At 46.1% G+C, this 18,057-nt stretch carries 18 protein-coding genes and 1 CRISPR repeat array (1 of these 19 running past the window's edge); of the genes, 5 read left to right on the plus strand and 13 right to left on the minus strand.

The window, feature by feature from the left end:
• Positions 1-9: 9 nt before the first annotated feature.
• The 9 genes from MB380_RS13670 to MB380_RS13710 all read right to left on the minus strand — a co-directional run bounded on the left by MB380_RS13670 (position 10) and on the right by MB380_RS13710 (position 5,344).
• The gene (locus MB380_RS13670; protein ID WP_253524113.1) at positions 10-516 is read right to left on the minus strand and encodes a hypothetical protein; all 507 of its coding nucleotides are present in this window, start codon (positions 514-516) and stop codon (positions 10-12) included.
• 130 nt (positions 517-646) lie between these two features.
• On the minus strand, positions 647-1,171 hold the full coding sequence (locus tag MB380_RS13675; RefSeq protein ID WP_253524116.1) for a hypothetical protein: 525 nt from the start codon (positions 1,169-1,171) through the stop codon (positions 647-649).
• A 16-nt stretch (positions 1,172-1,187) separates the two neighbouring features.
• Positions 1,188-1,598, minus strand: a complete 411-nt coding sequence (locus MB380_RS13680; protein WP_253524119.1) for a hypothetical protein — start codon at positions 1,596-1,598, stop codon at positions 1,188-1,190.
• Between the two features lie 11 nt (positions 1,599-1,609).
• Positions 1,610-2,092, minus strand: a complete 483-nt coding sequence (locus tag MB380_RS13685) for a hypothetical protein (RefSeq protein WP_253524122.1) — start codon at positions 2,090-2,092, stop codon at positions 1,610-1,612.
• Positions 2,083-2,403, minus strand: a complete 321-nt coding sequence (locus MB380_RS13690; protein WP_253524125.1) for a hypothetical protein — start codon at positions 2,401-2,403, stop codon at positions 2,083-2,085. The genes MB380_RS13685 and MB380_RS13690 overlap by 10 nt, the downstream gene beginning before the upstream one ends.
• Positions 2,403-2,732: a DUF6706 family protein gene (locus tag MB380_RS13695; RefSeq protein WP_253524128.1), complete on the minus strand. Its 330-nt coding sequence runs from the start codon at positions 2,730-2,732 to the stop codon at positions 2,403-2,405. The genes MB380_RS13690 and MB380_RS13695 overlap by 1 nt, the downstream gene beginning before the upstream one ends.
• Positions 2,733-2,743: 11 nt before the next feature.
• Positions 2,744-3,826 (minus strand): major capsid protein, encoded by a 1,083-nt coding sequence (locus MB380_RS13700; RefSeq protein ID WP_253524131.1) that lies wholly within the window; start codon positions 3,824-3,826, stop codon positions 2,744-2,746.
• 201 nt (positions 3,827-4,027) lie between these two features.
• Positions 4,028-4,609 carry a hypothetical protein gene (locus MB380_RS13705; RefSeq protein WP_253524138.1) on the minus strand — a complete coding sequence of 194 codons (582 nt, stop codon included), beginning with the start codon at positions 4,607-4,609 and terminating at the stop codon, positions 4,028-4,030.
• 12 nt (positions 4,610-4,621) lie between these two features.
• The gene (locus MB380_RS13710; protein ID WP_253524153.1) at positions 4,622-5,344 is read right to left on the minus strand and encodes a hypothetical protein; all 723 of its coding nucleotides are present in this window, start codon (positions 5,342-5,344) and stop codon (positions 4,622-4,624) included.
• A 139-nt stretch (positions 5,345-5,483) separates the two neighbouring features.
• On the opposite strand from MB380_RS13710, the gene MB380_RS13715 reads away from it, so the two are divergent.
• Together MB380_RS13715 and MB380_RS13720 are read left to right on the plus strand one after the other, a co-directional pair.
• Positions 5,484-5,690, plus strand: coding sequence for a hypothetical protein (locus MB380_RS13715; protein ID WP_253524156.1), 207 nt, complete (start codon positions 5,484-5,486; stop codon positions 5,688-5,690).
• 262 nt (positions 5,691-5,952) lie between these two features.
• Positions 5,953-7,794: a M20/M25/M40 family metallo-hydrolase gene (locus tag MB380_RS13720; protein ID WP_253524169.1), complete on the plus strand. Its 1,842-nt coding sequence runs from the start codon at positions 5,953-5,955 to the stop codon at positions 7,792-7,794.
• Between the two features lie 150 nt (positions 7,795-7,944).
• Here the strand turns inward: MB380_RS13720 and MB380_RS13725 are convergent, their stop codons facing one another.
• A complete protein-coding gene (locus MB380_RS13725; RefSeq protein ID WP_253524172.1) occupies positions 7,945-8,829 on the minus strand; it encodes a hypothetical protein in 885 nt (294 codons plus the stop codon).
• 143 nt (positions 8,830-8,972) lie between these two features.
• Between MB380_RS13725 and MB380_RS13730 the strand changes: the two genes are divergently transcribed.
• Positions 8,973-11,639, plus strand: coding sequence for an outer membrane beta-barrel family protein (locus MB380_RS13730; protein ID WP_253524173.1), 2,667 nt, complete (start codon positions 8,973-8,975; stop codon positions 11,637-11,639).
• Between the two features lie 32 nt (positions 11,640-11,671).
• Here the strand turns inward: MB380_RS13730 and MB380_RS13735 are convergent, their stop codons facing one another.
• The gene (locus MB380_RS13735) at positions 11,672-12,655 is read right to left on the minus strand and encodes a Gfo/Idh/MocA family protein (RefSeq protein WP_253524188.1); all 984 of its coding nucleotides are present in this window, start codon (positions 12,653-12,655) and stop codon (positions 11,672-11,674) included.
• Positions 12,656-12,839: 184 nt separating this feature from the next.
• On the opposite strand from MB380_RS13735, the gene MB380_RS13740 reads away from it, so the two are divergent.
• Positions 12,840-13,421, plus strand: coding sequence for a hypothetical protein (locus MB380_RS13740; RefSeq protein ID WP_253524196.1), 582 nt, complete (start codon positions 12,840-12,842; stop codon positions 13,419-13,421).
• Between the two features lie 189 nt (positions 13,422-13,610).
• Entirely contained in the window at positions 13,611-15,179 is a 1,569-nt protein-coding gene (locus MB380_RS13745; protein WP_253524211.1) for a glycoside hydrolase family 43 protein, read from the plus strand.
• 202 nt (positions 15,180-15,381) lie between these two features.
• On the opposite strand, the gene MB380_RS13750 is transcribed toward MB380_RS13745, so the two are convergent.
• Both MB380_RS13750 and MB380_RS13755 read right to left on the minus strand, forming a co-directional pair.
• Positions 15,382-16,107, minus strand: coding sequence for a LytTR family DNA-binding domain-containing protein (locus MB380_RS13750; RefSeq protein WP_253524214.1), 726 nt, complete (start codon positions 16,105-16,107; stop codon positions 15,382-15,384).
• Positions 16,104-17,165 (minus strand): sensor histidine kinase, encoded by a 1,062-nt coding sequence (locus tag MB380_RS13755; RefSeq protein WP_253524253.1) that lies wholly within the window; start codon positions 17,163-17,165, stop codon positions 16,104-16,106. Before MB380_RS13755 ends, MB380_RS13750 begins: the two co-directional genes overlap by 4 nt.
• Positions 17,166-17,441: 276 nt before the next feature.
• A CRISPR array of direct repeats spans positions 17,442-18,057; the repeat unit is 30 nt; unit sequence CTTTTAATCGCACCATGTAGGAATTGAAAC; it runs 870 nt beyond the window's last position.

Consider the following 18,057-nt stretch of genomic DNA (forward strand, 5'->3'; position numbering starts at 1 on the left):
ACGGACTGTTTAGTCCGCTGGTGCGGCTGTCTCTATCCGATGAGGAGCTGTCGTCCGGGTCGCGGACATCAATCTGATAGAGCTGATAAAATCCCCCAGGTTATTAATCTGGTTAATGTATATCGTCAACTGAATTAGCTTAGATGGCTGTATATGCCACAGAAAATAATTGGCCAGCAAACCGGCAAACAATCGTATCTTCCATTTCGAATTCAGCACCGATACCGCCACGGCCATGGCGCATTTCTTAGCCGACTCGGCCGTTATTCGCTTCGCCTCCGCCAATGCGTTTTCTGATAGCATTTCTTCATTAAACTCAATGCTCAGAAACAAATGGCTCAGGGTATCGAGCGTACCCAGGTAAGGCTGTTCAATAGAAAATGTACGCTGCTTCTGCTTCGAAAAATATCTTAAAATGCTGCGCTTAGGCACCGTAAACTGCACACCGCGGTTTATCAGCACATCTGCTTCGTGCATTTCTGCTCTGTGTGGGTCAAAATTCAGGTTTTCAAACATAATTGGGTGAGTTTTATGGTAAAAACACCTCACCCCTGCCCCTCTCCTTGGAGGAGAGGGGTTTTAAAGTCTCCCTCTCATTTAGGGAGAGGGAGATTTAGTGGGTGAGGTGTAGATTTGTCAATCAAAATCAATCTTCTTCTTCACCTTCATTAGCTGCCAAAGACAAAATCATTGGTGCTGCATTACCTGCAGGTTTCAGAACAGTAATCACCACTTCAACTTTCAGAGTTTCAGAACGACCAAACTGACCCGTAAACTTGGCAGTAATTTTGGCTCTCGGAATTTTAAATACAATTCCCTCTTTAGGTGTAATTTTTACCGATTTTTCGATTGTCTGCAAGCCTGAAGGATAGTTCCAAGTGGCTGATACGCCAGTACCAGTTACACTACCGCCAAACACCTTGGCACATTGTGCTAAATCGGGTGCTGCCAATTGGAAGGTAATAGTGGTTACAGCCATTTTAGCAGCTGTGTGGATAGGTTCGTCCTGCTCTTCGGAAAAAAACTCGGTTATCTCAGGGTCTGCTGTTTCAATGGTGCAGCTACCTTCTGCAGTGTGTCCGATAGTTGCCAGCGGACTGCCCATTGCTCCGTCAGTTCCCAGAGGAGCTACTTCAATTTTGGCTAAGCCAATCGTTACTAATTTATCCATTTGAATTTTGTAATTTTTAATTTGTATCCATTAATCTGAATTCAATTCTGAAATGAAGCCTGGTTTGTTTCATCTCAGGCTCATCATAATCTCCCTGCCGCGATGTCCAAAGTGAATAATAGCTCCCATAAGCCTCTCTCAACACCCCTCGCGCTACTGCCAGCACCTCGTCTACCCTTTTGGTATCTTTCAGTGTCTGCTTTTTGCCGTTAATGTTCTGGTAAACCTTGGGTACATAAATATTTACGTTGGCCACACCTGCCTGCAAGGTTCCGTCTCCTACCAACATACTGCTGATCACCACGTCTTCGCCGGGCGAGTCCAGCGGGCGTTCGCCCTTGTAAACGCCACCTCTGATAAAGGTTCTGAGCGGCGAGCTACTGATTAAGTCATACAATATGTTGTCCTGATCGGCTGTTGTTCTCATTTTTCTGACGATTAAACTTTCCCTTTCCTGAGCTTTTCAAGCGCATCCGTCACCGTTTTACCTACATACATTTCAGCGCCGGTCAGTACGTCTTTCGACATCGACTCGGCCTGCACCGCATATTCCGACCCCGAAACCACAATCAGCGCATAGCCCTTGCCATATTGGGCCGCCAGTTCATAAGCCAGGCTTTCGCCTTGTTGTGCTTCGTTCACCGGTGGTTCGGCCTCTGTGCCATCAGGGGCGCTGGCAGGCGCATCGGGCATAGGCAAAAAATCTCTGGCTACCACCATCCCGTCTGCCACTATCACGTAGCCAATAGAAGCCGCCAGCCTGCCCGAAGCATCAATTGTGTGGGCATTGGCGCGCGCTTGCTGCACGCTCTCCTCACCCGCCTGCTTCAATATCTGCAGAAACGCCTCCTTTACCTGTTTAATGCCCGCCTCCAGTTCCTTCCTGATGTCGGCATGGCTGAAAGTGGATTTCAGAGCCATAATCTTGTATGAAAACGGTCTTTACTTGCAAAAATCACCTCGCCCTCCAACCGGATAGTGCCGTCAGCCTCCAACACCCTTACGCGCTCGCCGGCCTGCAAAGGCGGTACACCCTTCGGGCAGTGTATCAGGTGTGTGGCCTGTAAATAGCTGCCATCTTCCTTGCTGAACTTCCTTTGCCTGCCTGCTTCGTTACGGCAGGCGCTCACTACTATCCAGGCGGGTTCGTCGGTCACAAAATTGCCCCGGGCATCTTGTGTAGCCACCGGCACATGGAGCCTGTGTAATACGTATGGATACTGGATTGACATCACCACAAATCAGATTTGTTTTTAATTTTTGGTTGTGCTGCTTTCTGCACTTTGTTTTCGCGCCCCAGGTTATGGCACAGCAATGCGTAATAATCCTGAATGCCTTCCTTGTCGTAGCTGATGCTATAGCCCCCTTCAGAGACCGACGAGACCACCAGCAATTCGGGAATAAAACCATACAACGCCTGCTCGGTTCTATCTACACTATCCAGCGTATACGTTTCATCTGAGGCTATGCCGTTTTTCAACAGCAGGGCTTCAATCTCATTGTGGTCAATGATGAACCCAAACCTCCCGAGCTTACTTCTTATGTAGTCCGCAACTAGCATCGGCATATCGTTTATTTAGACCACGCAGGGTTCAAACCATCTACCAGCCATTTAGCGCTGGCGCTGTTCAGCACCGGAAACGCATTGGCAATACCCAGGCAGGTTTCAACCAGTGGTTCTTCGCTCGCAAAGCGTTTAATCAGCACGTGTTCACGTTTGATTTTCAAAGCAGTTGAGCTCTCCACATCTTCATCTGCCAGGCGCGTATGGGCAGTGTTGCCCAGCACCGGGGTTTCAGAGAACAGCAGCACTCCCGCTTCCCAGGGGTTCACCTGTGTGCGTACGCCTTTGATTTCGATGTCGATGAAACTTTCTACCAGACCAATCACCGGTAGCCCCTGCGCTTTCAAAGCCATGTTTAAGGTTGAAAGCAGCGTAACCTGTGTAGGTGCAGGCGTCTGATTAGCCCACGGAGCCACAAAGGCTATGGTTTCGGCCGATACCAGAATGGCATCAATCATATCCTGGTCTGTAAAAATGTAGTTCAGCTTTTTGCCTTTGGCTCTGGCGGCCTTCACTACGTCTCTTATTTTGGTGATAGGCTTTGATGTTTCGGCATTGGCCACCGTGATGCTCACCGACACGCCCGACTTGTTAGCCGCCGGAATCAGGAAATCAACATTGGCTTCTGTTACCAGCCCGTCGTTATTGGTATTGGTCAACACCACTTTGCCTGTGGATGCCGCCCGTAACGCCAGCCATTCCAGCCGCGCATTTACCCCATTGAACACAAAGAGCTGGTCTTCCCAAATCCAGTTCAACAATTCTTTTTTGGCTGCATCGTCTTCGTAGCGTTTCAGCGTGTTGTACTCGTTCATCTGCGATTCGGTTTTTTCACGAGCCACCCCGATTTTCGGGATACTGCCGCTCAGTTTAGAAACCACCTCACGTCTTTTACGAGGCGCACGTGTATCCCACGAAATCACATCACCCGCCACCGGTGCACCGAACTCTCCTTCCAGCGACTCCCACTTCAGAGAGGTGACGAATTTGAGCGGAAAAAGCGTCGGGAAGTAAAAGTCTGTCAGGGCATATTCATTGGCCACTGCCTGCATATCCTTCTCGCTCAGTCCGTTTATCAATGATTTTATCATTTACTGAATCAATTTTGAATGAAAAAATAAAATACTTAGGTTGTAAAGTCCGTGGGAGGGTTTAGTATAATGATTTCACCTCACCCAACCCTCTCCTTGAAGGAGAGGGCTTTTTTGAATCCCCCTCTCCTCTTAGGAGGGGGCAGGGGTGAGGTGTAGTCGTAAAGCCAACCCCTCCCATTCCTCACAACCATACAATAATTACACCCACAAAATCTGAGGCAGGGCCGCTTTCATCTGGGCAGTGGCCACCGGAGCATTGGCTTCAAAAAGCGTAGCTCTCAGCCAGGCATCTACCGCGTTGGTTTCGCCTGCTTTCACCTTAATGGCATGGCCTGTAACCGCAAACGGCGTTACTTTAAAGGCAGATGTGTTGGTGGTAGCCTCGGCCGCTGCCTGAAAAACACCCCCATACTGCGCCACAGCCACACCCAGGGTGGTAGCTACGGTAAGGGTGTCGTAATCGGCATTTGAGGTATCAATACCTGTAATTGCATAGGCTTTGGCACCGGTAAGGGCGGCAATGAAATCGCCGGTTTTAAAGCCGTGCCCCTTAAACACCAGATAACTGGTAGCCGTATTACCGGCAGCCGTATGCAGCCTGGCAGTTTTCAGCACGTGGTATAAACCGTTGTTGTCTTTGCCCACCACCGACCCGGCCTGAACAACCGTGCCGTCGGTAAAATCGGCAGCTGCAATGGTAATACCTCCGCTGATATCTTCCAGCTTGGTAGCGAACGCCAGCTTATCGGCCAGGTCGCTCTCTTGAAAGTTTTGCATCATGAGATTTTGAAATTAAGAATGAAAAACCTGCTTGCCCATACCCGCAACACTGCCTGCCTCAGCTGGCGCCAAACCTAAAACCGGCTTGCCGGGCGTTGGCCCTTTGCCTTCTTTCTCGGCTTTTCTGGCATCAATGTAGGCCTGCGTATCAACCGACACCCCGTTTCTGGTGGTGCGGCCGGGCATAGGCTGTGGAATCTTACCCAACCCTTGGTCGCCAAACAGCGGTTTCACCTCATCCAGCCCTGCTTCCAGTTCAGTTTTATAGGTTTCAAACTCGCTTTCGTCTCTGAAATTCATCCGCCCAAAATCGCGCAGTTTCATTTGTCTGAACGACTCCGGCGTGTCTTTCAGCAGCGTCTCAAGTGTTGCCCTCCGCAACTCAGTGGTTTTGCCGTTTTCCAGCGCGCTTACTTTGTCTATCAGCGCTCTGTTGGCCTCCATCAACCCCTGCGCCCAGGCAGGCACATCATCATTGTCGGGCCTTGTAAAGCCGTTTTCGTTGCCCTCTCTGGGTCCTTTTTGTTTGGCAATGGCCTCGGTTACCCGCTTGTCGGCATCGCCCTGAAAAGCCTTGAGCAGCGCCTCTACCCCTCCGGTTGCGGTGTCAATTTCACTTTCGTCTGTTACCGTGGTTTCCAGCATGGTGGCAACAGCGTCAAAAGTTTTTTCGCCAAACCCCAGGTGCTTGTATCTGGTTTTCAGCGCTTGCAGAATTTTCCCCTTTAATAACATAAGGTGTGGATTGTGTGAAAAATTTAATGATTATGTTGTGTTCATAACAAAGATAAAAACATTATTTTTGTACTTATAATATAAGCACATCCAATAACACAAAACCGTGTTAGTCGCATAACCATCACGGATTCCACACATGAAACACCGCAAAGACATCATCTATCGCCTCACATTCAGGCGCATCGAAAAGGCAGAATATTACCACCAGCTAAAGAGCATCTACGCCTATCACACCCGCGACGAAATCGGCTGCCGCATTGGCCACCTGTACGACTCTAAAATTGAACCCGACAAACCCTTTAGCAATAAGAAAGTGATAATTGAAGTGATAGAAGTGAGGTGAAGGATTGTGGCCGGTGCGCCGATGCGACGAACTTTCAGTTCGCAGCATATATTAAAAAATTGCGAAACATTGCCGCAATGGAATTGTGCCTTTTGTGTACATAGTGGCTAATAATTTTGCCACTATGTCCTCAAAGTACTCAATGTTTCACAATTCAAATTTTATGGCAATCTCATACACTTACATCATTTATGTACGTTTATACATAAACGCCGGCTTGAGGATCAGGATATTTCATTTCATTTTCTGTCAAATCCCTTGTATGTCTACTAACCTTTTAATTGCCCTATCTGCTTTTCTATGTTTTTTCAATGGCTTTGTGCAGGCACAAAATCCGGCTGATAGTGTAGTGCTCCGCAAAATCAGAGCAGCGGCAGAAACAAACCGTCTGCAACAGATAGTTACCACTCTTGCCGATATAAACGGCCCGCGACTTTCAGGTACCCGCAATTACTATGAATCGGCTCGTTGGGCAAAGCAGGAACTGGCTTCTTACGGGGTTGACAGCACCTGGTTTGAATCGTTCGACGAAAAATACAGGGGTTGGCAGGTGAAATCATTTAATATAGAATTGACTTCCCCCACCTACATGCACCTCATTGCCTATCCGCTTGCCTATACACAAAGTACCAAAGGAACTGTAAGTGGTGAAGCCATTATAGTAAACCATATAGATAGTCTTCCCAAATTGAAAGGCACACTCAGAGGCAAGGTTCTTCTTCTGGCACAGGATTTCCGTTCTTTTAATGCTTCTACGCAGATTCTATCAGAGCGTTTATCAAAAGAAACGCTGCAACAGGCTGCCGATAACCCCGACCCCAACGACCTAATGATTGGGTATCATAGTCGAAGGTCCACCAATCAAGCCATTGAAAACCAGGAAGCAGCGCGAAGTAACCTGAAAGACTTTTTTACTTTTTGTGAGAAAGAAGGTGTTTTAGCCCTCATTGAACCCAGCGATTATCCTTATGGCATTCTTCATGCAGATGGGAATCACCATGTACCCTCTTACCGGCATTTGACAGAGATAAAACCTATAGCTTCTTTTGTAGTTGCTAACGAGCATTTCGGACGGATAGTAAGGCTGATAAAAGCCGGAGAAAAACCAATGCTGAAACTGAACCTGCAAACTGAATTTAACTACAATCCTGAGTATAACGTGAATGTCATTGCTGATATGAAAGGGCATGACCCGGCATTGGCACAGCAGCAGGTGATCATAGGCGCACATCTGGACTCATGGCATGCAGGCACCGGAGCTGTTGATAATGCGGCAGGTTGTGCAGTAATGATGGAGGCCATCAGGCTATTGAAAGTGGCTGGCCTGCAACCCCGCCGAACCATCAAAATAGGCTTATGGGGTGGTGAAGAACAGGTCTTTGCTGGCTCCAGAAAATATGTAGAAACGCACGTGGGGAGTTTGACTGATGGCAAACCACAGAAAGACTTCTCTCATATTTCGGCTTATTTCAATCTTGATAACGGCACAGGTAAAATCAGAGGTATTTATGCGCAGGGAAACAGCAAAGCAAAACCCATACTTGAGCAATACCTGCACCCTTTTAACGCGGCAGGTAATGGCACTGTTACTTTACAAAATGCCAACCAAACCGACCATGAGCTATTCGATGCCCTTAATATACCTGCTTTTCAATTCATACAAGATCCGCTCAATTATATTTCGGCAGTGCATCATACTACAATGGATGTGCGCGAATACGTCAACTTCAAAGACCTGAAAGAAAGTGCAATTATTGTGGCCTATATAGCCTATAAAACTGCAATGGCTGATGATTTACTACCTCGTCGCGACCACATCAGTATTCTGCCAAGCACAGAAGGTAACACCACTTTTTTTCTCAAAGGCTTCGAAACTGCCCGGGCAGTTTCAATAGTAAGCGATTTCAACAACTGGAATATGTTTGGCACACCACTCGCCAAAGTGCCGGGTGGCTGGCAATGCAAGCTGAATCTGCAACCAGGGAGATACCTTTTTAAGTACATTGTAGACGGCGACTGGACAGCAGACCCAAACACACCCACCAACCAATTACTAAGAGACGGCAAAGGCCACGCCGGACTTACAGAAGTGATAGTGAAGTAAATTTGTGGCTTGTGGCCGGTGCGCCGATGCGACGAACTTTCAGTTCGCAGCATATATTGAAAAATTGTGAAACATTGCCGCAATGGAATTGTGCCTTTTGTGTACATAGTGGCAAAAAGTACACTAAACTAATTAAAAAATCACCCGTCACTACTCTTCCACCTTATTGATTAATCTGATTTTATTATTGGTTCGATTGCTTTCGATCCGACCCATAATTGTTAAATTGATGGCCGAATAAACATCCAATTCAATATTCTGAATAAGCATTTGGTATTTTTCAGACATGCCGATAACCCCTTCATACTTTACTTCTACTATTTCACTTTCAGCTTGTATGCCCTTGCCCGGCACCAGATTATTGTAATCGTCATTGTTCTTTTTCAAGGAAGCATCCGCTGATTTTTTGAGTGGCACAAAGTATCCTTTTAATTTATACTGCTTTTTGGCTTCGTCCAGAACCACATAGCTATTTACATAATATCCTTCTCGAACGGCAATACTGTCTGTCCAGCCAGTGTTACCTACCGGCCAATTCAACAAAACCCCCGACAAAGCACCCGCTGAGTGGAGTTCGGGTAAATCAACCCTTGAAAGCTCAATTATTTCTTCCTCAGTTTTGGTAAGTTCATTGCTCTCTTTCAGCTTTATTGTAATACTTTTTTTAACCAATGGAAGATAATTTTCAACCGCCATTTTAGAAATCTCATCACTCCCAAACGGTGCATGGGTATCTATGCTGTATCGGCTGTTTTTATCTTGCACGCGCATAATTTTAAACGTCAGTATAGGAGCATCCTTGCCCTTAAACGCCAGGTTTCTGGTAACAGAAAAACGATTGACACCCTTCGAATAATTGGTAATGATAGTCATGTTGTTTTTTTCATCAACAACTGTGGTGGGTTCGGTATCAAGGTGGGCGGTCTCTTTATAAAAAACCGAAACTATGGTTTTGTTATCTAAAACCTGATAAACACCGCTTTGTGCAAAAGCATGATGAATGGTAAGCGCCAGCAAAATAAATATTTTTTTCATGGGATTATCTTTGCTGCAAAAAAAGGAAAAAATCCGGTTATGTTTTATCTAATTAAGTTTTTTTAACTATCCCTGCAAAATAAAAACCCAACCACAAAGGTTTAATATGTGGTAATATCCAAAAACCTCTGAACCCACCCTTTATGCGTTCCCCGTGCCTGGCAACCTTGCTGTGCTGTGTCACTTTCATTACTTCATTTGGTCAGGGCAGCAGGCACGTCCGTGTCTGTGTTAGGGCAACCGCCAACACAAAAAATTACACCATCAGGCTTATCCGGGTTTCGGGTATCGCAGAAAAAATGGTCTCTCAGCAAACCGTCTATTCCTACTGCACCGATATCGCCGTGGCCGCACATGGCACCTACAAGCTATCGGTTCAGTCAGACTGCTGCGCTGCCATAACAGAAGCCTGGTTAGCAGATACGCTCAAGAACAACCACCAGTTTAACATCAATCTTGAAGAAAAAAGCATCCAGCTGAAAGAGGTGGTTGTAAAAGAAAAAAAAGACCGTTTTGAACGCCGCGGCGACACCCTTTTTGTAAACATTGCCGATACCGACGCCCGCCCCCATGCCGCAGCGGCTACACTTTTTGATAGAATCAATGGTCTGAATTCTTCTTTTGGAAGCGTAAGCATTTTAGGCGAAGACGTGCAGGAAATAACCATTGACGGAAAGCGGATTTTTGGAGGAATATCGAAACTGACGCTTGAAAGTATCAGAGCAGACATGATTGAGCGAATGGAGTTTATACAAAAAACACTAGCCAACGGACAAAAACAAAATCTGCTCAACATCAAACTGAAAGCCAACAAAAAAGATGGCATATATGGCGATATTGAAGCCGGACCAGGAGAAAACCGAAACTATATCGGCAGGGCAAGTGTCAACAAAATTACAAAGAATGGGTTTATTAATGCCTTTTCAACGGCCAACTCAATTAATGAAACAGGCATTGATACAAAAGTTATGGACAGAATATCTCTCAACACCTTCAGAAACGCCTTAAATGCCAGTAGCTCGGTTATAGGGCTTTATGAACCGCGCACCATAGAAAACAATACAGAGAAACTGGAGCCACGGTTCAGAGGCATCAACAAATATTTTGATACCGGCCTCAACTTTACTCATGAACAAAAAAAGCTGGCCTTTGATGGATTCATTTTTGGTCATTTCAACCGCCAGACTTTCTGGCAGGCCTCTACCCAACAGCAGTTTTACCCCAACGTCTCCCAGACAATCAATAGCCAAATGCAAGATAAAAGCCGGATCGGAAACATAAACGCCAACATTAATCTGAAATGGAATATAAACGAAAGAACCAGTCTGCGCGTTTCCAGCCAGTTAAACCATCAAAACCAAAGCAGGTCAGTTGCTGACACCACCATTACCGGTTTTTCAAGCGTACCTGCCAGCACTTTAATTATCTCCCGAGGTCAGAAAGGTATCAATGCACTGAACCACATATCTCAACTGAGCCTGGTGCAGAAAGGCCGCCGGGGTGGCTTTGTAAGTTCACTGTACTTTAGGCTCGACAACCAGTTTCAGGCAGATTCAAACCATTTTGACAATTCACTGCAGAACCCCGCTGCCCGATTGCACCAAAACCAGATAATCAACAAAAGACAGAATAATACCACCCAAACCGTTCAGCTGGTACAGTCTGTACCGCTGTCCAGCCAGTTTCTGATAGAAGGCAAATTAAAAGGCTTGTTTGAGAACTATTCCATCCGCCAGCATACTTCCTGGCCGATTGAGGGCAATCCGCCGGTGCCTGTCGCCAATTCTATCAATAACCAAATTATTGAAACCGGCATCTATGTCTTATACAAACGCGCAAAGATTGACATCATCAGCGGGCTGGCCTATTCTCACTGGCATATACACAGGCAAACCCTAAAAGACTGTTTTACAGACAGGCCCTCTTTTTTGTTTAATCCGTTCACTAAAATAGAGTACCGCTTTCCATCAGGAAAACTATCGGCAAGATTCGCTCAGGAGCCTCTTTTACCCGGAGCAATCGCATTGATTACACCACCGGATAGCAGCCATCTGAATCAGATTACTGTGGGCAACTTGTTTCTGAATCCCTATCAGCAGAAAACATTTGAACTCACTACGCACCTACAGACAAGAAACGGGCATCAGTTTAACCTCAACTTCAACTATAAGCGGCTCAATGGCGCTGTCATTAATGAGAACTTTTACCAGCCAGATTTGAATATATTTACTTCGGGCTTCATCAATGCCCCGGCCCCAGTAAGCAACTGGAACCTGAATTTCAGCGCGTATCAGATAAAACTTAAAAGTAAATTTTCTTGGTTCTTTATGGGCGGCATGTATCAGATAAACTCCCTGACAAAAACCCTCGAAGCGCTTTCGCCGTTACAACTAAACCTGGCGTATCTGAATGTAAATACAACACTAAAACTGAAAAGCACATTTAATCTGAAGGCCAACTGGGAGTCTCAGTTCAGGATTATCCGGAACAATGCCATCATCAATCATTTAGTAAATCTAAAAAGTGAAGCCGATATATGCAATAAATGGTTTGTTGACAGTGGTTTAAGGCTGAACATCAACCAAAGCGGCACCACAAGCACCCAGTTATTGGCAGATGCAGTAGTAGGTAAATTCTTATTAAAAAACAATGCTTTAAAAGTATCTCTGGCAGCCAGAAACATTTTTAATACAAAACAGCAAATAACCATTGAGCAGGGCAATAACTACCAGTCAACCATGAGCGCCAATACCCTACCCCGGGTTATACTGTTGAAGTTTACCATCTATCCTGAATCATGGAAAAAGTAGCTATAGCAACCGGCTACTTATCTTACCGCCAACTACAAGTTCGCGCCACAACTATTTTCCATCATCCGCATCACCTCTGCTCCCTCAAAGCCGTTGCAGGGGTTGGGGGCGTTGCCTAAAAAGTATTGCACCGTTGCGGCTATCATGGGTTGTTGCACGTGTGCAAGGGCATCAAAATGAATGGTTTCTGTATTACCGCCGGTTTCAACAGTAATGCTGTCTGTACCAAAAACCGCAAAACTGATTTTGCCCTTACTACCTTGAATCTCGCAATAATCAACGGCCTGTGCGGCATTAAAACACCAGGTACCATTAAAAACCACTCCGTTTTTAAACAGCACATTGCTCACCACCATATCGTCGGCAGGATACAAGCCCCCCTGATTCGTCGCCAGTCCGGTTACCTTTTCTACGTCGCCAAAGAAATAATACATCAAATCTAGCTGGTGCGGAGCCAGGTCATGAAACAGCCCGCCTCCGGCCGTTACGGGGTCTACGCGCCAGGCATTCCGGGGGTCAGCCAGTTCGTGTTCAGTCAGCGGCGGCTTGGCCAGCTCCAGCCTCACCAGCCGCACATCGCCGATGGCGTGTCCGGCCAATAGTTCCTTCACTTTCCTGAAACGCTGCTGCGCACGCCTGTAATGCGCCACCACCAGTTTTACGCCTGCCTTTTGGGCGGCATAGGCTATTCGCAGGGCGGCGGCGTAATCGTCGGCCATTGGTTTTTCTACATACACAGGTTTGCCTGCTGCTATGGCTGCCAGCGCGTATAGCTCGTGGCTTGATGGCGGCGTGGCCACATAAATGGCATTGATGGCCGGGTCGTTTATCAGCGCATGGGCGTCGGCATACCATTTGGGTACCCCGTGCCTATGGGCGTAATCTTCAGCCCGGGAGGCATCGCGCCGCATTACGGCTATCAGGGCAGAGGCCGGCACCTTGTTAAAGGCAGGCCCGCTCTTTACTTCGGTTACGTCTCCGCAGCCGATAATCCCCCAGTTAATTGTATCAGGCATATCGTTTCTTTTTCAGATTTTGAAGCAAAGCAAATATCGAAAGAATATTCAACTTAGCAAAGGGCACAGGTTGAGGCACATATTTACGCCTTCAATATTTGTACGCAGCCCGAACAATATCGGCCTTGTATTAGTTATAACGGCACGGGGGAAACCCTACACGACTTTATCATTAAAATATACCATGAAAAAAAACATCATTCTTCTTTGCCTTGTATTAGGCGCTTTTGCGGGCGCAGTTGCGCAGGAATCTAAACCCAGATTTACCATTACCGCAGGTTACGGGCTGTTGACCATGCCGCAGTTTGCCGAAGGCCTGAGCGATATCCTAAGCACCACCGTTACCGGCGGCACCGTACGTTACGAAGACGCCAGTTTTTCTGGCGCGTTGGTGCTGGGCGTAAAAACCGCAGGCACAGGCCGGGTAAAACTGGGTATTGATGTAGTGAGCGAGCGTTTCTCGAAAAAGGTGTACAACACCAGCAATAACGAGTTTCTGGGCGACAGCCGTGGTAGTTACCTCAGCTTTATACCGCGGATAGACTACCACTGGTATAACAAATCATTGTTGCGCCTGTACTCTGGCGTTGGGGCGGGTATTTCGTTTGCGTCGCAGAAATTCCAGAACACAAAAGACAACCATACTTTTTTTGCTTTCAACGTAGTGCCGGTGGGTGTTGAAATAGGCGGCAATTTGTCTGTTTACGGCGAAACCTCAGTTGGCTACAACGGCCTTATCAACCTGGGGCTTCGATACAAACTTTAAAAACAGTGTGCTTCTTACAATCCGGAAACTATCCTTTTACCACAATTAGTAAAGGATAGTTTTTTTATTCCCCTCGCTTACTCATTCTTCAGTAGCAATCTCGCGGCTGTCATTTGGCCTCTGCACAATACCCTTTTAATTGTCATAATATTTTCTTTTCTTCGTCAGATAACTCAATCTATCAACCTGATGAAATCATTAAGCGTATTTATTTTACTTACATTCCTGTTTGCTTTCAGCATACAGGCTCAGAAGCGCACCCCTGTTAATACCTACCGAAACCCCGTTATTGCCGGAGACTTTGCCGACCCGTCGGTCATTCGTGTGGGAGACACCTATTATGCCGCCGGAACATCGTCTGAATGGGCACCGGCTTACCCGATTTATACATCCAAAAACTTAGTCGACTGGGAATATCTCGGCCCGGTTTTTAATGAAATACCGACATGGACAATGGGCAGCTATTGGGCACCTGAGTTGTTCTATCGCAACGGCACCTATTACGTCTATTATACCGCCCGCCGGAAATCAGACAAGCAATCATACATTGGCGTAGCCACTACCAAAGACCTGAAAAAAGGCTTCACCGACCACGGACTGATTATTGAATGGACAAACGAAGCCATTGATGCCTACGTGGTGGAAGACAAAGGCAAGCTGTACATTACCTGGAAAGCCTACGGACTCGACAAAGGCAAAACCATCGAACTACTGGGTGCCGAATTATCAGCCGACGGTCTGAAAGTAACCGGAGAAGCATTTACAATGATATCAGCCAACAAAAACGATTGGGAAGGCGGCGGTGCCGAAGGGCAATCTATCTTTAAACGTGGCAAATACTGGTACATGCTGTATTCGGGCAACTCTTGCTGCGGTAGCAAATGCAACTATATGGTGGGCGTGGCAAGGGCAGAAAAACTGCAAGGTCCCTGGACAAAATTCGCAGGTAACCCCATATTGGTAAGTGACGATGCATGGAAATGCCCCGGACACGGCACCGTAGTAACCACGCCAGATAACCGTTATTTTTACCTGCACCATGCCTACAGCGGCACCGACTTCACCTACGTGGGCCGACAAGGCGTGCTGACCGAAATGGTATGGAACGAAACCACCCAGTGGCCTGCTTTCCGTTACGGCAAGGCTACTCCTGAACAGGCAGAATCACCAGCCGAAACCAGTGTAGCCAATTATGAAGGTTTTTCGGTAGATTTCAGCAAGAATATACCTAATCTGCGATGGATATTCGATGTGCGCCAGCCAAAACCTGCTTATGCAGTTCAAAACGGAACACTACAGATTGAAAACAGCAACACTACCCAAACCGGAAACTTCATTGGTTTCAATATCAAAAATGGAAGTTTTGCTTTCTCGGCACAGGTGCTGCCAAAGGCTGACGTAATGCAGAACATTGTCATTTACGGCGATGCCAACAACGCCTTAGGCTACGGAATAATGCAGAATACGGTTCAACTATGGCGCGTTAAAGACGGCGTGCATGAGGTAATAAAAACGCAGGGGTTACCCCACACCAACAAAGAAATAACCCTGAAACTGCAAAGCTACAACGGCCGTTTTTATGAATTCAGTTGGGAAATAAAAGGCGAAAAAACCGATGGCAGCAACAAACTGGCAGAAGTAGACACTTTATGGCTTCCGCGTTGGGACAGAGCCCCCCGCGTAGGCCTCAATGTATCAGGCAAACCCGGCGGCAAGGGCGAAGTAAAGCATATAGAGATGAAGTACTTGTCAAATTGAGCAGAATTAATTGCCATATTTTAACCACAGAGTTTCACTAAGCAAGACACGGAACTGTATATTCAGTTCTAAACTCACTCCGTGACACTCTGTGCTTTAAACTTAGTAACACTCCGTGGTTAAAAAATTTACCCATCTGCCCCATGCCTTTTGCAATTACATTCCCAATTCGACATTCTGCAATCCAAAATCGACAATAACTTCACTTACTCAACAGCCTACTCTTCACCACCAGCTCAATCACCTGCTCGCGCATGGTGCGGCTCACAGGTATCAGATGCCCCCCAATCGTCAGGTCGTTGTTTTCAATGCTTGCTATTTTGGCCCTTGCCACCAGATAAGACTTATGCACCCGTAGAAATCTATGAGGGTCCAGGTATTCCTCCACCGCTTTCAGGGGCAGCAGCGTCATGTACTTACCCCGGCTGGTGTATATCATTACATAATTTTGCATGGCCTGCACAAACAAAATCTCGTCAATCAGTATCTTCTCATACTTGCTTTCGCACTTAATAAACAGGTAGTCCGGCTCATTACTCACCACCATATTCCCCGGCTTGCGGTTCTTCAACTCATGCAGTTCGCGCGCCTTGTTGGTGGCTTTGTAGAAACGGTTAAAAGTGATGGGTTTCAGCAGATAATCAACCACATCGAACTGAAACCCCTCCAGCGCATAGTTGGGGTAGGCAGTAGTAATAATCACCATAGGCAGCTTAGGCTTTATTTTCAGGAAGTCCAGCCCCGTCATGTGGGGCATCTGAATATCCATAAAAATCAGGTCTATGGCCTCATTTTCCAGTATTTTGTTCAGCTCAAGCGGATTCTCAGCCACAGCCACAGCCTCAAGGTAATCAATTACCTCCATGTATTTCAGCAGGCCTTCGCCCGCCAGTGGTTCGTCGTCTACAATGACACACCTGAGTTTCATTTCAAATCTATGGTCAGGTTTACCTGATACGTTTGTTTGTCAGTATCAATCCATAATTTATGCCGATGCGGATACACCAGATTCAGCCGCCGTTCCACATTCTTTAAGCCTATCCCATTTGCAGTGGCGGGTTCATCATTTCTGCTGTTTTCAATCTGCATTTCAAGGGTCTGATGCCCCTTTACTGCCAGGCACATCCTGATAAAATGCGGCCGCCCTTTGCCCTTCGACACATGCTTGAAGGCGTTTTCAACAAAAGGCAGCAACATAAACGGAGCGATGCGAACGCCCTGCGCCGACGCGTGGTTAATCTCAAACTGCAAATCGGTCTGGTTCTCGTTCAGCCTCAGCGACTCCAGTTCAATAAAATTTTCTACAAAATGCAGCTCTTTGCTGAGCGGAATCTCCTCGTCGTTACACTCATAAAGCTGATACCGCAGCATCTCTGAAAACGAAGCGAGCGACTCCGACGCCCTGTCGGGGTTTTTGTGTATCAGCACAAAAATAGAATTAATGGTATTGAACAAAAAGTGCGGATTAATCTGCGATTTCAGGTATTTCAGTTCTGTTTCCAGGTTGTCTTTTTCGAGCGTGAGCCTTTTCTTCTCGGCTTCCAGCCAGTTTTTGCCCAGCTTTACGCTCATGGCCAAAGTCATGCTGGCCGCCGTAGACGGCAGCGCATTGATAGTAAAAATAAACAGGTAGTCGGATGGCGGGCGACCAAACATCTCATAAAAACTGAGACCCGAGAAATACGGAGCCAGATAATACCCGCCCGTAATCAGTGCCGAACAAACCAGAATAGTAACAATAACCAGCGCAATGTAAGTATGGTAAGCCCCCACGTACAAAAACCGCGGGATAAGATAATACAGATTAAAATAGGCGCCCAGTGCCTGAAAAACAATATAACCCAGAAACTTAACCGGCAGCGGCCCCAGAAAAAGATACGCGAAGGCATCGTGCAGGTTACCCACGTTAATGAGCATCCAGAGCAGATGATACCCTATCCAGAACGGAATATGGTGGAGTTTATACCTGAAAAACCAGTTTTGCATCAATAAAGCCTTAACAATCAATAGCCCTAAGATACAGATAATCTCCCACCCCCCAAACCCTGATTGACGTATGGTATTAAATAGATGATGAAATGCAGAAACCGAACACCGCATCGTATATTCAAATAAATTACTACCTTCGTTAGTTTGCAGACGGGCATCGGGTTGTCGTCGATGATAAGGGAAAAACCTATTATTGGAGGTCGACGACTTTTTTATTTGGATTTCTCCTCAAAAACCCCTAAAATAGCACCTGCAAAGCCACTTTCGTAACGGCTTTTAATCGCACCATGTAGGAATTGAAACATTCCAAAATAGCTTTAAATGGCACCGCCACAATTCTTTTAATCGCACCATGTAGGAATTGAAACTTCAGTTGATGTATTTCTACTTGAAAACGACGGCAATCTTTTAATCGCACCATGTAGGAATTGAAACTATTTTTAAAATTTTTTTAGATTAATACTTTATTGAACTTTTAATCGCACCATGTAGGAATTGAAACAAATTAAAAGCCACCAAAACAATCAGTTTTTGACCTCTTTTAATCGCACCATGTAGGAATTGAAACATAACGCCCGTGAACTTGTCAGGCATTGAACGGAACTTTTAATCGCACCATGTAGGAATTGAAACATACGAACTATTCGGGGTTATTTCTACGGGCAATCCGGCTTTTAATCGCACCATGTAGAAATTGAAACATAAAATAAGAATCGTATTCTTGTGTCTGGAAGGTTTCTTTTAATCGCACCATGTAGGAATTGAAACTTACATTTTTTTTGCCGTTTTGTTCGTAATTGTTGACTTTTAATCGCACCATGTAGGAATTGAAACAAACAAATGATTATATTCTTGGAAAGTCTCTCTATCTTTTAATCGCACCATGTAG

It is taken from the genome of Emticicia sp. 21SJ11W-3 (assembly GCF_024138715.1).
GTDB classification, from domain to species: Bacteria; Bacteroidota; Bacteroidia; order Cytophagales; family Spirosomataceae; genus Emticicia; species Emticicia fluvialis.